The sequence below is a fragment of the Bordetella sp. MIP270_01_BMS genome (assembly GCF_054958705.1).
In genome coordinates, this window is sequence record NZ_CM143297.1 from 3,089,467 (window position 1) to 3,102,029 (window position 12,563).

A 12,563-nucleotide genomic window follows, 5' to 3' on the forward strand; every position below is an offset into this window, starting at 1 on the left:
TTGGATAATCGAATATCAAGTGCTGTGGTCACTTTACGGCGACGCCCGTTCCTGGGCTCGGCCCATGCAGGGTAGCGCCTGTGGCTTGCGGGGCAGGTCGTGCGCGCACGGGCTCGGTTCCTGTGCGCGGGTTCGATGCGCTGGCGGCGGGACGGGGCAGGGCGGGTTCGCCCGCGCCGGCATTCGGGGGCGCGGCGCGCGGGCGGACGCACCTGGGATCGGGGCGCCGGTTGCCCTGCCAAGTGCCGGGGCCGGCCGGATTCAGTGCGCGTGGCCGTGGACGTGCGCCGCGGCGGCGGGCTTCTGCTGGCACTGCGGGCACAGCGCCCGGATTTCGGTCTCGTGGGTGGCCAGGGCGAAGCCGGTGCGGGCCACACGTTCGGCCAGTTGCCGGCTCATGGCGGGATCACTCACTTCGGCAACGGCGCCGCAGCCCGTGCACACCACAAGCAGATCGTGCGGCGCTCCCGCCGCGTCGTGGCATGCCGTCCAGGCGTTGACGGCGTCCAGGCGGTGAATGAGCCCTTCTTCCATCAGGAAATCAAGTGCGCGGTACACGGTAGGCGGCGCCGCTCCAGGGTGCACCGATCGCATCGCGTCGAGCAGCTCATAGGCCTTCAGGCTTCGGCCATGCCGTAACAGGAGCTCCAGCACCTTGCGGCGGATCGGCGTCAGCCGGCGGCCGCGCTGCGCGCACAGCGTTTCGGCGGTGCGAAGCTGGTCGTCGAGGAGGTCGGCACGAGAGGTGCGGGAAGAAGAGGGCATGGAGTTCGGAAAAGCCGGTCGGGCGATTCCGCGAAGGTATCAGAAAACGCGTCACCCGGGGCGCCAGCGGTCATCCAGTCACGCGCGCCTTCTGCCGACCTGCCGCCAAGCACGCCGTCCGCCAAGCGCCCAGGCTACGAGGGCCAACCTGCCAAGTGCCCGACCTGCCAAGCGCCCGACCCGCCATGCGCCCGACCAGCCATGCGCCCGACCAGCCATGCGCCCAGCCTGCCGGACCCCTGGACCACGCCAACGGCACGGCAGAGGACGAATCGGGCCGCGCTCCGGACCGCGCCACGGCGCGCATGTCCGGCGAGCGCCGCCAGGCGGTCAGCGATGTGCTTTGCGTAATAGTTATGTTATATCATTCCGATCATGTAATGTTATAACGTTAGGAGAACGTGATGCAGATTCGACCGTTGCCCGTCGCGGCAAGCCTGGCGCTGGGGTGGGTGCACCCCGCGGCGGCGCAGACGACGCCGGCCCCGGCCCCTGTGGTGTCCACGCTGGCGCCCATCACCGTGTCGGCCAACCCGCTGAGCCTGGATCCGCTCAGTATGGCTCTGCCGGCCCTGGTGCTGGACGGGCAGGCCCTGATCGAGCGCCGGCAGGACACGCTGGGCAACACGCTGGACGGTCTGCCGGGCATACATTCCGACACCTTCGGGGGCGGCGCCAGTCGGCCGGTCATTCGAGGGCAGACGGCGCCACGGGTCAAGGTGCTGTCGGACGGTTCCGAAATCATGGACGCGTCCAATATTTCCCCCGACCACGCGGTGACGACCGAACCCTTGCTGGCCGACGGCATAGAAGTGCTGCGGGGGCCATCCACCCTGCTATATGGCGGCGGGGCCATCGGCGGCGTGGTGAACGTGCTGGACCGCAAGATTCCCACGGCGATTCCCGAGCGTGGAGTGCAGGCAGAGGCTGAAGTGCGTGGCGCCACCGGCACGGGCGAACGGGCGGGCGTGGTGGGGATCACCGCGGGCGAAGGCGAATTTGCGGTGCGCGTGGAAGGGCTGAAGCGGCGCTCGGACGACTACAGGGTGCCCGACTGGCCCGGCGGCGAGCTGAAAGGATCGTACAGCGAGGCATCACAGGGCTCGGTGGGCATGTCATGGATCACACCGCGGGGATATGTGGGCGTGGCCTACACCTATCTGGAAAGCAAGTACGGGCTGCCGGGGCATGACCATGAATATGCCAGCTGCCATCCGCACGGTTCGCACCTGCACTGCGGGGGCCATGGCCATGACCATGGGGGGCATGATCACGATCACGACCACGAACATGGGGACGAAGAGGCCGCCCCGCCTTATACGAAACTGCGCAGTCAGCGCGTAGACCTGCGGGCCGAATATCGCGATCCATTCGCCGGCTTTGAAAAAATCCGGCTGCGAGGGGGCCTGACGGATTATGAACATCGCGAGATCGAAGGAGGCGTAGTGGGCACGACCTTCAAGAACCGGGGCTACGACGCGCGGCTGGAGCTCGAGCACAAACCCGTGCACGGCTGGCGCGGCGTGGTGGGCGTTCAGAACGCCTACAGCGACTTCAGCGCAGACGGCGAGGAGGCCTACCTGCCTCGCAGCGACACGCGCTCGACCGGTATCTTCCTGCTTGAAGAATACCGCCTGGCCGATTGGCGATTCGAACTGGGGGCGCGGCAGGACTGGCAAAGCATTTCACCCGACGGCGACCACCCGCGATCGAACCAATCGGGCACATCGCTATCGGCGGCAGCCATCTGGGACTTCGCGCCGCAGTATTCGCTTGCCTTGTCGCTGTCGCGCTCGCAGCGCCTGCCGTCGGCGCAGGAACTGTATGCCGACGGGGTGCACCTTGCCACCAATACCTACGAGGTGGGCAACCCCGACCTGGGCAAGGAGACCTCGCACAATATCGACCTCACCCTGCGCAAACATGAGGGCGACACCACGTTCAGCCTGAGCGCGTTCCACAACCGGGTGGCCAACTACATTTATGCCAATACCCTCGACCAGTACGAAGATTTTCGGCTGATTGAATACGCGCAGCGCGACGCCGAGTTCGCGGGGCTGGAAGGCGAACTGCGTCATCAGTTCACCAAAGTGTTCTCTGCGGCGGTCTTCGGCGATTATGTGCGCGCGCGATTCACGGGTGGAAACGGCAACCTGCCGCGCATTCCGGCGGCCAGATTGGGCGTGCGCGCCGACGCGAAGTGGCACCAGTGGTCAGGCGGCGTCGAGTATGCCCACGTTTTCCGCCAGAACGATCTGGCGGCGTACGAATCCAGCACGCCTGGCTATGACTTGGTGAACGCGGTCGTGAGCTATCGCGGCGGTTTGGGCGCCGAGGCGGCCTACGAGATCTACCTGCGTGGCACCAATCTGCTGGACAAGCTGGCTTACAACCACGCGTCGTTCATCTCGCGTGCCGCGCCCTTGCCGGGGCGCAGCGTGCTGCTTGGCGTGCGGGTCACGTACTGAGCGCGGTGCGTGGGCTCGGGGCGCATCAGGCACCCGGGCCCGCACGCCGGCCCACGTCAGGATTTACGGCCTGCGCGGGGATGCGCCTGGTCGTAAGCGCGGGCCAGGTGCTGGAAATCGAGCCGGGTATAGACCTGCGTGGTGGAAATATTGGCGTGACCCAGCATTTCCTGTACGGCCCGGAGGTCTTGAGCCGACTGCAAGACGTGACTGGCGAAGCTGTGGCGCAGCACGTGCGGGTGTACGTGCGCCGGCAGGCCGGCGGCCTGCGCCAGTCTGGCCAGTTGCAGTTGCACGACGCGTGGCGCGATGCGCCGGCCGCGCGACCCCACGAACAGGGCGGCGGCATCGGCTTCGAGAGCCGCCGGCGCGGCGAGTTGGTGCCGCACTTCCAGCCAGCGCTGCAGCGCAGCCAAGGCCGCCTGGCCTACAGGCACCGCGCGGCGCTTGCCCCCCTTGCCGAGTACCAGCACTTCGGCCTCGGCCAGGTTCAGCCATCCGCGCGATTCATAAGAAGGCGTGCGTTCATAGCGCAGGTCCAGCCCCACCAGTTCGGACAGGCGCAGGCCGCTGGAATACAGCAACTCGAACATGGCGCGGTCGCGCAGGCCTGCCGGGTCGGTGGCCAGCCGGGCGGTGGCGTGGTCCAGCAGCGACTGCGCCTGTTCCACCGACAGCGCTTTGGGCAGGCCGCGGGCGGCTTTGGGGGCGCGTATGCCGGCCACCGGGTTGCCGGCCAGGCCAGCCGAAGGCGCCCACCATTGGTAGAAACCGCGCCATGCCGCCAGGGTCCGCGCCAGGCTGCGCGGCCCCAGGCCCTGGGCATGCAGGCGCGCGACGAACTGGCGGATGTGGCCATTGGCCAGTTGAGCCAGCGGCAGTCCGGCCGCCTGCGCCAGCGCGGCCAGCTGCCGCAGGTCGCGCTGGTAGGCATCGAGCGTATGGGGCGAGTAACGCCGATGCGCGCGCAAGTGCTGCAGCCAGTCGTTCAGCGGGGCTGGCAGCGATTCGGGCAGCACGGGCTCGACGTGGCTCATGATCTGGCGGGCAGTGTGCTGGCGCCGCCCCGGTACCGGCTCAGGCCTGCGCGGCAGGCGCGGCGAGGCGCCGCAGCGTTGCCGATGCCAGCCGGCCGATGGATTCCAGGAACACCGTGCCCATGTCGGGGCGGAAGCGATCCGGGTCGTCCGAGCCCAGCACCAGCAAGCCCACGCTGGGCTGGTCGGCGTCGAACCGCAAGGGGATCAGGGCGACTGACTGGGGCTTCGAATCCAGCCAGCCTACCGCTTCAAACCCCGTGTCGGTGCCGCAGTAGGGCGCCTTGAGACTGTCGGCGAACGCGTGCACGTCAGCCGACACGGGCTCGCCGTAGCCGGTCTCGGCTTGGCCGGGAAGATTCCAGAGACGCAGCGCGACATGGTTGAGATCGAACTGTTCCGCCAGGCCGAGGGCGATTTCGCCCGGCAGGTGCTGCGGGTCGGTTTCGCCGAGCAGGCGGCAACACCATGCGGACACGTGCTCGCCGATGGCTTCGTTGGAATCGGCATGGTGGGCGAGTTCGTTCAGCCTCCATTCGAGTTCGCGGTTGCGCTCGCGCAGCGTCAGTATCTGCCGTTCACCCAGTGAGATGGCGCGCGCGCCGTGCGGGTGCGGTACCTGCAGCGTGGCGAAGACATCGGCGTGCTGGTCGAAGAATTCGGGATGGTTCTGCAGGAAATCCGCGACGTCCTGGGCGGTCAATGCGGTGTCGGTCATGAGGGCGTGGGGATCAGCGGCCGAGGGCCATGGAAAAAACCAGTTTGTCGATGTCGATCTGGCCGGTGTAGACGGAAGCTGCCGGGCCGGTCATGCGCAGGCGTTCGCCGTTCCAGTCGACGGTAAGCGTGCCGCCGCGCGTGTGCACACGCACCGGCGTGTCGAGCAGGCCGCGCCGTATGCCGGCTGCGACGGCCGCACATGCGCCGGTGCCGCATGCCAGGGTTTCACCGGCGCCACGCTCGTAGACGCGCAGCCGGATGGTGTGGCGATCGACCACCTGCATGAAACCGGCGTTGACGCGGCGCGCGAAACGCGGGTGCCGTTCGATCAGGGGGCCGACGGCGCCCACCGGCGCGGTGTCGACGTCGTCGACCTGCTGCACGGCATGCGGGTTGGAAATCGCCACGGCGGACACGGCGACGGTGGCGGGGCCGCCGGCGGGCGCCTCCGGCAAGTCGAGCTGCCACAGCGTGTCGTCGCCCTGCGTGGTGCTGGCCAGGCCGGCAGTGTCGAACGGCAGCGCGGCGGGGTCGAAGCTGGTGACGCCCATGTCTACCGTGACTTGTTCGTCTTCGCCTTCGTCGAGCACCAGAATGCCGGTCGCGATTTCGGCGCGCAGCGGATTGCGGCTGGACAGGTGCTGCTCGTGCACGAACCGCACGAAACAGCGTGCGCCATTGCCGCAGTGCTCGACCTCTGATCCGTCGGCGTTGAAGATGCGATAGCGGAAATCGGCGTTGGGTACGGTGGCGGCTTCGACCAGCAGGATCTGGTCGGCGCCCACGCCGAAATGCCGGTCGGCCAGGGCTCGGGCCCGCTCGGGGGTCATGGTGATGGCTTGGCGCACGCCGTCCAGCACGACGAAATCGTTGCCCGCGCCCTGCATTTTGGTGAAGTTCCAGATCATCGACGGATTATCGCCCATTACGCGGCCGCGGGGGCGCCGCTAATAGAACTTGCGCTCGCCCAGCGGCCGGGTCTTGAAGCGCCGGTGGACCCAGTAATACTGGCTGGGGCAGCGGCGCACCCAGGATTCGATCTCGCGGTTCAGGCGGGCCGTGGCCGCTTCGAGGGAGTCCGCGCCCGGAAAGTCTTCCAGCGGCGGCAGCACTTCGACGTGGTAGCGACCGGTGGACGGGTCCCAGAAATCGATGACGGGCAGGACGGCCGCGTTCCATTTGCGGGCCAGCTGGGCCGTGGCCAGCAGGGTGGCGGCCGGCACGCCGAAGAACGGCACGAACACGGCGCCGCTGCGGCCGAAGTCCATGTCGGGCAGGTAATACACGGGCCTGGGGGCGCGCAGGTGGCGGATGAGTTCGCGTACCCCGTCTTTGCGGCTGACCAGGAAGACTTCGTTGAAGCGTGCACGGCCCTCACGCACGATCGTGTCCACCGCGGGGTCGCTTTGCGGCGTGTACATGGTGGCGCTGCTGGGCACTTCCATGGTGAGGCGGGTGGCAGCCGCATCCAGCGCGACGAAATGGGGCGCCAGCAGCAGCACGGGCCGGCCTTCGGCCACCAGGGCGTTGATGCGCTCGGCGCCCGTTTGCGTGACGAGCTCGCGAATGGCGTCTGGCGTGCCGTACCACAGTACGCCGCGGTCGACGATGGTCTGCGCCAGGGCGCGGAAATGCTCGCGCAGCCAGCGTTCGCGCACGGCTTCGGGTTGATCGGGAAAGCACAGGCGCAGATTCAGGCGCACGATGCGCGCGCGCGACCGCGCCAATCTGGGCGTCAGCCAGCCCAACGCCGCTCCCAGGCGCTGGCGGTTTGCCGGACGCATGCGGCCGAACCAGGCGAACAGCGCGGCGAGAGCGCGTGTCTTGAAATCAGTCATGGGCAGCAGTCGGCTCGGTGGAATCGGCGGCCGGCATGGGAGGCGCAGGAGGCGCGCCGCGCGGCGTTTTGTAGCGGTTGTAGCTCCAGAGATACTGATGCGGTATGCGGCGGATCAGATTTTCCATGGCTGAGTTGAACAGCGCCGCCTGTGCCTGCGGATCGTCAGGCAGCGGCTCGGGCACTTGCTCGAAATGCAGGCGCCAGCCGCGCCCGCGCGGCAGGCGCTCGCCCGCGACCACAATGACGGCGACCTTGGTCTGTGCCGCAAGCCTGCCGGGCAAGGTCATGGTGTAGGCCATGCGTCCGAAGAAGGGCGCCCACACGCCTTCGCCTTCGCCCGGGGCCTGGTCGGGCAGCAGCCCGATGGATTCGCCGCGGCGCAGCGCGCGCACGAACTCGCGCACCCCCTGCCGCGTGGCCGGCACGGCGGTCAGGTCGGACGTATTGCGCGCCGTATCGAGCAGCGGCGCCAGCGCGGCAATGCGTGGCGGACGGAACATGACCGTCATGGGTACCTGGTTCGCCGCGATGTAGCGCGCCGTGATTTCAAAACAGCCCAGGTGCGGGGTCAGGAACAGGATGCCGCGGCCAGCCTGCCGTGCGTCCCGGACCACCTGGAAGCTGTCGGAAACGGCCATGGCCAGGCTGTCGGAATTGCGAAACCACACCTTGGGCATTTCCAGCATCATGGCGCCGGTTTCCGCGGCCGCGCGCCGCGCGAAAGCGGCATCGGTGTACCCGGCCTGCGCCGCGTTGGCGCGCAACCGCTGCCGGTAGCGGCCCGGGCAGAGATAGACTGCCACGCCCAGCGCCCGCCCGACGGCATGCAACAGGGGCAGGGGTAAGAGGGCAACGGCGCGGAACAGGGCAAGCAGCATGCAAATGGGTAGCGGCAGGGGCGCGCAGAGGGCACGCGCGGTATATCGTTAGATTCAGGCGGTCTGCATGAACCGGGCATTTTCGCCTAAAATGCGGGCAGTCGCCGAGTTAACCGACAACTTGCGGGGCGACGCCCGGGGCGCGGCATGCGTATCGGGCAAAATCCGCTAAAGCGTCGCGCCCAGATCGTCTCAGGCAGGTCCAGATCGGGAGCGCTACGCGCCTCGTCAACCCTGCGCGCCGGCAGCGCCTGCGCTTAAAGGACGTATCCGTGGCCAATAACGATTTCCTCTTTACCTCTGAATCCGTGTCGGAAGGGCATCCGGACAAAGTCGCCGACCAGATTTCCGACGCCATTCTCGACGCCATCTTCACTCAAGACCCCAATGCTCGAGTGGCGGCCGAAACGCTGTGCAACACCGGTCTGGTCGTGCTGGCGGGTGAGATCACCACCAAGGCCAATGTCGACTATATCCAGGTCGCGCGCGACACGATCCGCCGCATCGGCTACGACAACACCGATTACGGTATCGACTACAAGGGCTGCGCGGTGCTGGTGGCCTACGACAAGCAGTCGCCCGATATCGCCCAGGGTGTCGACCGCAGCTCTGAAGACTACCTGAACCAGGGCGCCGGCGACCAGGGCCTGATGTTCGGCTACGCCTGCGACGAGACCCCCGACCTGATGCCGGCGCCAATCTGGTACGCGCACCGCCTGGTGCAGCGCCAGAGCGAACTGCGCAAAGACGGCCGCCTGCCGTGGCTGCGGCCCGACGCCAAGTCTCAGGTGACGTTCCGCTATGTCGACGGCCGTCCGGTCGAGGTCGATACGGTGGTGCTGTCCACGCAGCATTCGCCCGAGATTTCTCAGTCGGCCATCCACGAGGCCGTCATCGAAGACATCATCAAGCCGAGCTTCCCGGACGGCCTGATCACGCCCAAGACCAAATTCCTCGTGAACCCCACCGGCCGCTTCGTCATCGGCGGCCCGCAGGGCGACTGCGGCCTCACCGGCCGCAAGATCATCGTCGATACCTACGGCGGCGCCTGCCCTCATGGCGGCGGAGCGTTCTCGGGCAAGGATCCCTCCAAGGTCGATCGTTCGGCGGCCTATGCGGCGCGCTACGTGGCCAAGAATATCGTGGCCGCCGGTCTGGCGCGCCAGTGCCAGGTGCAGGTCAGCTACGCGATCGGCGTGGCCGAGCCCATCAACATCACGGTCTACACCGAGGGCACCGGCGTCGTTCCCGACGAGCAGATCGCCAAGCTGGTGCGCGAGCACTTTGACCTGCGCCCCAAGGGCATCGTCAATATGCTGGACCTGCTGCGCCCGATCTACACCAAGACGGCCGCCTACGGTCACTTCGGTCGCGCCGAGCCCGAGTTTTCCTGGGAAGCCATCGACAAGGCCCCTGCCTTGAAGCAGGCCGTCTGACGCCTGTTGCCCGGCGCCCCACAGGCGGCCGGGCATGGCACGGGCGCGCCACACGCCGGCGTGCGCGTTGCGGGCTGCGGCGCGCGACCCCGGCCCGGGCAGGCGCCCGATGCCCTGCCTCGACCAACGGAGCGACCGTGACCGACTTATTCGATTTGCCCATCCAGGCTTTCGACGTCAATGGGGTGACCATCGCCGCCCGTGTACAGGGCGCGGGCGCCCCGCTGCTGCTGCTGCACGGGCATCCGCAGACCCACGTCATCTGGCATCGCGTTTGGCCGGAGCTGACGCGGCGGCATACGTGCGTGGCCGCGGACCTGCGGGGCTATGGCGACAGCAGCAAGCCGCCGGCCGCGCCGGGACACGTCGCGCACTCCAAGCGCGAGATGGCGCGCGACATGACAGAACTGATGAATGCGCTGGGGTTCGATACCTTCGACATCCTGGCGCACGATCGGGGCGCGCGCGTGGCGCACCGGCTCGCGCTGGATCATCCGGCCCGGGTGCGGCGCTTGATGCTGCTCGACATCGCGCCCACGCTGGATATGTACGAAGGCACGACGCGCGCTTTCGCCCAGGCCTACTACCACTGGTTCTGGCTGACGCAGCCCGCGCCGCTGCCCGAGACCATGATCGGGCACGACCCGGCTTTCTATGTGCGCGCGGTGATGGGCGGGCGCCCGGGGGGCATGGCGCTGTTCGCTCCGCGCGCCCTGGCGGAGTACGAGCGCTGCGCCCGGCTGCCGGGATGGGCGACCGGCATTTGCGAAGACTACCGGGCGTCGGCCACGATCGACCTGGAGCATGATCGCGCCGGCCGCCTGAATGGCGAACGCCTGATCCCGCCCACCCGCGTGTTCTGGGGCGAGCGCGGTGCCGTGGGCTGCAACTTCGACGTACTGGGCCTGTGGCGGGCGGTGGCGCGCGACGTGGCAGGCGGGCCCTGGCCCGGCGCCCACTATCTGGCCGAGGAACTGCCCGAACGCGTGCTGGAAGAGGCCGCCCGGCTGTTCACCTGACCGCCGGGGCGCAATCCGCCAGGCCAGCAGGGGCATCAAAATAGGGACGCACTGAGGGTGGTAAGCTGCGCCGCATGAGCAACACCCCCATCAAGAGCCCGGGCGCGCCCGATTCCGTTTGCGCCGACGCTTCCAAACAAGCTTTTACCGCCACCGATTCTCCGTGCGTGGCCGTATGCTCGACGCTGTTCGACGAAATCTGCCGGGGCTGCGGCCGTACGGCGGCCGAGGTGTCCAACTGGGTTTTCATGGACGACCAGGAAAAGCAGGTCGTGTGGCAGCGTATCCGCGCCCAGGGCTATCCGCGCCGCAAAGGCTGATTCTACGGCGCCCTCACCTCGGCCCGCCTGACTTGGTGCGGTCACATATCGCAGGCTAAATCCGCATATTGCTTGTTTCCGAGCGCGGAGGATGCGCATGCGTATCGTGCTTGTTACCGACGCCTGGCCACCCCAGGTGAATGGCGTGGTCCGCACCTGGACCACCATGCAGAGGTTGCTGACTTCGTGGGGCCACGAACTGATTGTCGTCAGCCCTGCCGGCGCCCGCACGGTGCCCGCGCCTTCCGAGCCCGAACTGCGGCTCTGCCTGACACCGGGCCGGCAACTGCGGCGCGTGCTGGGCGACACTGTGCCCGACGCGCTGCACATCGCCACCGAAGGGCCGTTGGGCCTGGCCGCGCGCCGTATGGCGTGGCGGCGCGGCTGGCGATTCACGACTTCGTTCCATACCCTGTTTCCGGACTATCTGCAGGCTCGCATGGGTATTCCCGCGTCGCTGCCGTGGCGGTACATGCGATGGTTTCATCGACCATCGGCATGCGTGCTGGTACCGACTCCCACTGTGCGCGACATCGTGGCGGCTCGCGGGCTGGCGAATCTGCGGGTGTGGTCGCGAGGCGTCGACGCCTCGCATTTCCGTCCGGGGCCTCGCGACGCCTACGCCGGCCTGCCCAGGCCGGTGTTCCTGAGTGTGGGCCGCGTGGCGCGCGAGAAAAACCTGGATGCCTTCCTGTCGCTGGATCTGCCGGGCACCAAAGTGGTGGTGGGCGCGGGTCCCGACGAAGCACGCCTGCGCAAGTCGTACCCGCAAGCCCGTTTCCTGGGCATGCAATCCGACCAGGCGCTGCCCGCCCTGTACTCGGCCGCCGACGTGTTCGTGTTTCCCAGCCTGACGGACACCTTCGGCCTGGTCATGCTGGAGGCCATGGCCTGCGGCACGCCGGTGGCTGCATTCCACTCCGAGGCGCCGCTGGCGGTGATCGAGGCCGGCGCTACGGGATTCATCAATGACGATCTGGGCATCGCCTGCCGCCAGGCGCTCGAACTCGGCCGGGCCGGGGTGCGAGAGGGCGCGCTCAAGCACACTTGGGAAAAGATCGCGCAGGACTTGCTGGCGGCGCTCGTACCGCTGAAAGCCGCCGGCGCGGCCCAATCTCCCGCCGTCGCGAGCCCGCCCCGCCCGGCTTGACGCACTCCGTAGCGTGGCCCCACGCCTTGCGGGGGCGCGCGTGGCGGCTGGCGCAGCTGGCGGACGGCAAGATGCGTGACCCGGCGCTGCGCGTCCAGTTGCCGATGCGTGCAGCGGCACGAGCATCTGCCTCGTTGACGGCATGGCACTTGCTGTCCTTGGGGCAACCCCAATTTGCGAGTGCCATCATGATGCTGGGCCCCTTTCTCCTGGCGGCCGCCGTCCTGGCCATGACACCTGGCCCCGGCCTGCTTTACATCGCCGCCCGCGCGGCACAGGGCGGACGGCGAATGGGCCTGGCCTCCTGCTGTGGCACCGCCGCGGGGGGCATGGCGCATGTGGCAGCTGCCGCGCTGGGCCTGTCGCTATTGATTGCGCAGTCTTCCGTCGCGTACTCGGTGATCAAGTATTGCGGTGTGGCGTACCTGGTCTACCTGGGCCTGCGCATGATGTTTGCACGTGCTCCGCAAGCCGCAGCCAGCGCGCGCGTGGCACGGCCGGACGGTGCGAGCAGGGCCGCGGCGTTACGGGCCGCCCGGGATGGCGCCGCCGTGGAACTTTTCAATGTGAAGACCGCGCTTTTTTTCCTGGCCTTTCTGCCGCAGTTCGTCGACGGCGCGGCGCCGGTAACACCGCAGTTATTGCTGCTGGGCACGATCTGCGTCGTGTTCAATACGTTGGCGGGCGTGGCGGTGGCAATCGGAACGGGCGCGCTTTTCCAGTCTGGAGCCAGACGGCGGTGGCCCGCGGGATGGCTCGAGAAAGCGGCTGGAAGCGTGATGCTCGCCCTGGCCCTGATGCTGGCCCTGACCCGGCGGCAGTCCTGAGGCATGGCGGGCACGTGCCGGGGGCCGCCTGGCCCCTTGCTGGCCGTTTGTAGCCCGGCACGGGTTGGAACGAGAGCTTGCACGCCTGACGGCACCCGGTACA

The 12,563-nt window shown here is 67.9% G+C and carries 12 protein-coding genes; 6 read left to right on the forward strand and 6 right to left on the reverse strand.

Annotated features, from left to right (window positions below):
* Positions 1–261: 261 nt before the first annotated feature.
* Entirely contained in the window at positions 262–765 is a 504-nt protein-coding gene (locus ACV17W_RS14485; protein WP_462593027.1) for a Fur family transcriptional regulator, read from the reverse strand.
* A 404-nt stretch (positions 766–1,169) separates the two neighbouring features.
* Between ACV17W_RS14485 and ACV17W_RS14490 the strand changes: the two genes are divergently transcribed.
* The gene (locus ACV17W_RS14490) at positions 1,170–3,233 is read left to right on the forward strand and encodes a TonB-dependent receptor domain-containing protein (protein WP_462593028.1); all 2,064 of its coding nucleotides are present in this window, start codon (positions 1,170–1,172) and stop codon (positions 3,231–3,233) included.
* Between the two features lie 56 nt (positions 3,234–3,289).
* Here ACV17W_RS14490 and xerC read toward each other — a convergent pair whose 3' ends face one another.
* From xerC to ACV17W_RS14515, 5 genes are read right to left on the reverse strand one after another with little or no spacing between them, the layout of a single operon-like run.
* Positions 3,290–4,270, reverse strand: a complete 981-nt coding sequence (gene xerC / locus ACV17W_RS14495) for a tyrosine recombinase XerC (protein ID WP_462593029.1) — start codon at positions 4,268–4,270, stop codon at positions 3,290–3,292.
* A gap of 40 nt (positions 4,271–4,310) precedes the next feature.
* Complete coding sequence (locus tag ACV17W_RS14500; RefSeq protein WP_462593030.1) at positions 4,311–4,988, reverse strand: DUF484 family protein; 678 nt, start codon at positions 4,986–4,988, stop codon at positions 4,311–4,313.
* 13 nt (positions 4,989–5,001) lie between these two features.
* Positions 5,002–5,916 carry a diaminopimelate epimerase gene (gene dapF, locus ACV17W_RS14505; RefSeq protein WP_462593031.1) on the reverse strand — a complete coding sequence of 305 codons (915 nt, stop codon included), beginning with the start codon at positions 5,914–5,916 and terminating at the stop codon, positions 5,002–5,004.
* A 21-nt stretch (positions 5,917–5,937) separates the two neighbouring features.
* Entirely contained in the window at positions 5,938–6,828 is an 891-nt protein-coding gene (locus ACV17W_RS14510; RefSeq protein WP_462593032.1) for a lysophospholipid acyltransferase family protein, read from the reverse strand.
* Positions 6,821–7,708, reverse strand: coding sequence for a lysophospholipid acyltransferase family protein (locus ACV17W_RS14515; protein ID WP_462593033.1), 888 nt, complete (start codon positions 7,706–7,708; stop codon positions 6,821–6,823). The genes ACV17W_RS14510 and ACV17W_RS14515 overlap by 8 nt, the downstream gene beginning before the upstream one ends.
* A gap of 272 nt (positions 7,709–7,980) precedes the next feature.
* Here ACV17W_RS14515 and metK point away from each other — a divergent pair, with 272 nt between their 5' ends.
* The 5 genes from metK to ACV17W_RS14540 all read left to right on the forward strand — a co-directional run bounded on the left by metK (position 7,981) and on the right by ACV17W_RS14540 (position 12,460).
* Complete coding sequence (metK, locus tag ACV17W_RS14520; RefSeq protein WP_462593034.1) at positions 7,981–9,144, forward strand: methionine adenosyltransferase; 1,164 nt, start codon at positions 7,981–7,983, stop codon at positions 9,142–9,144.
* Positions 9,145–9,281: 137 nt separating this feature from the next.
* Positions 9,282–10,163, forward strand: a complete 882-nt coding sequence (locus tag ACV17W_RS14525; RefSeq protein ID WP_462593035.1) for an alpha/beta fold hydrolase — start codon at positions 9,282–9,284, stop codon at positions 10,161–10,163.
* Between the two features lie 74 nt (positions 10,164–10,237).
* A complete protein-coding gene (locus ACV17W_RS14530) occupies positions 10,238–10,483 on the forward strand; it encodes a DUF1289 domain-containing protein (RefSeq protein WP_462593036.1) in 246 nt (81 codons plus the stop codon).
* Between the two features lie 97 nt (positions 10,484–10,580).
* A complete protein-coding gene (locus ACV17W_RS14535) occupies positions 10,581–11,633 on the forward strand; it encodes a glycosyltransferase family 4 protein (RefSeq protein WP_462593037.1) in 1,053 nt (350 codons plus the stop codon).
* 188 nt (positions 11,634–11,821) lie between these two features.
* A complete protein-coding gene (locus ACV17W_RS14540; RefSeq protein ID WP_462593038.1) occupies positions 11,822–12,460 on the forward strand; it encodes a LysE family translocator in 639 nt (212 codons plus the stop codon).
* The last annotated feature ends 103 nt before the right edge of the window (positions 12,461–12,563 follow it).

Excerpts from the sequence above, each read along its gene's own strand:
- xerC (WP_462593029.1), bottom strand. The coding sequence starts at position 4,270 with ATGAGCCACGTCGAGCCCGTGCTGCCCGAATCGCTGCCAGCCCCGCTG.
- ACV17W_RS14485 (WP_462593027.1), bottom strand. The coding sequence starts at position 765 with ATGCCCTCTTCTTCCCGCACCTCTCGTGCCGACCTCCTCGACGACCAG.
- ACV17W_RS14535 (WP_462593037.1), top strand. The coding sequence starts at position 10,581 with ATGCGTATCGTGCTTGTTACCGACGCCTGGCCACCCCAGGTGAATGGC.
- ACV17W_RS14530 (WP_462593036.1), top strand. The coding sequence starts at position 10,238 with ATGAGCAACACCCCCATCAAGAGCCCGGGCGCGCCCGATTCCGTTTGC.
- ACV17W_RS14540 (WP_462593038.1), top strand. The coding sequence starts at position 11,822 with ATGATGCTGGGCCCCTTTCTCCTGGCGGCCGCCGTCCTGGCCATGACA.
- ACV17W_RS14515 (WP_462593033.1), bottom strand. The coding sequence starts at position 7,708 with ATGCTGCTTGCCCTGTTCCGCGCCGTTGCCCTCTTACCCCTGCCCCTG.
- ACV17W_RS14500 (WP_462593030.1), bottom strand. The coding sequence starts at position 4,988 with ATGACCGACACCGCATTGACCGCCCAGGACGTCGCGGATTTCCTGCAG.
- ACV17W_RS14510 (WP_462593032.1), bottom strand. The coding sequence starts at position 6,828 with ATGACTGATTTCAAGACACGCGCTCTCGCCGCGCTGTTCGCCTGGTTC.
- ACV17W_RS14490 (WP_462593028.1), top strand. The coding sequence starts at position 1,170 with ATGCAGATTCGACCGTTGCCCGTCGCGGCAAGCCTGGCGCTGGGGTGG.
- dapF (WP_462593031.1), bottom strand. The coding sequence starts at position 5,916 with ATGGGCGATAATCCGTCGATGATCTGGAACTTCACCAAAATGCAGGGC.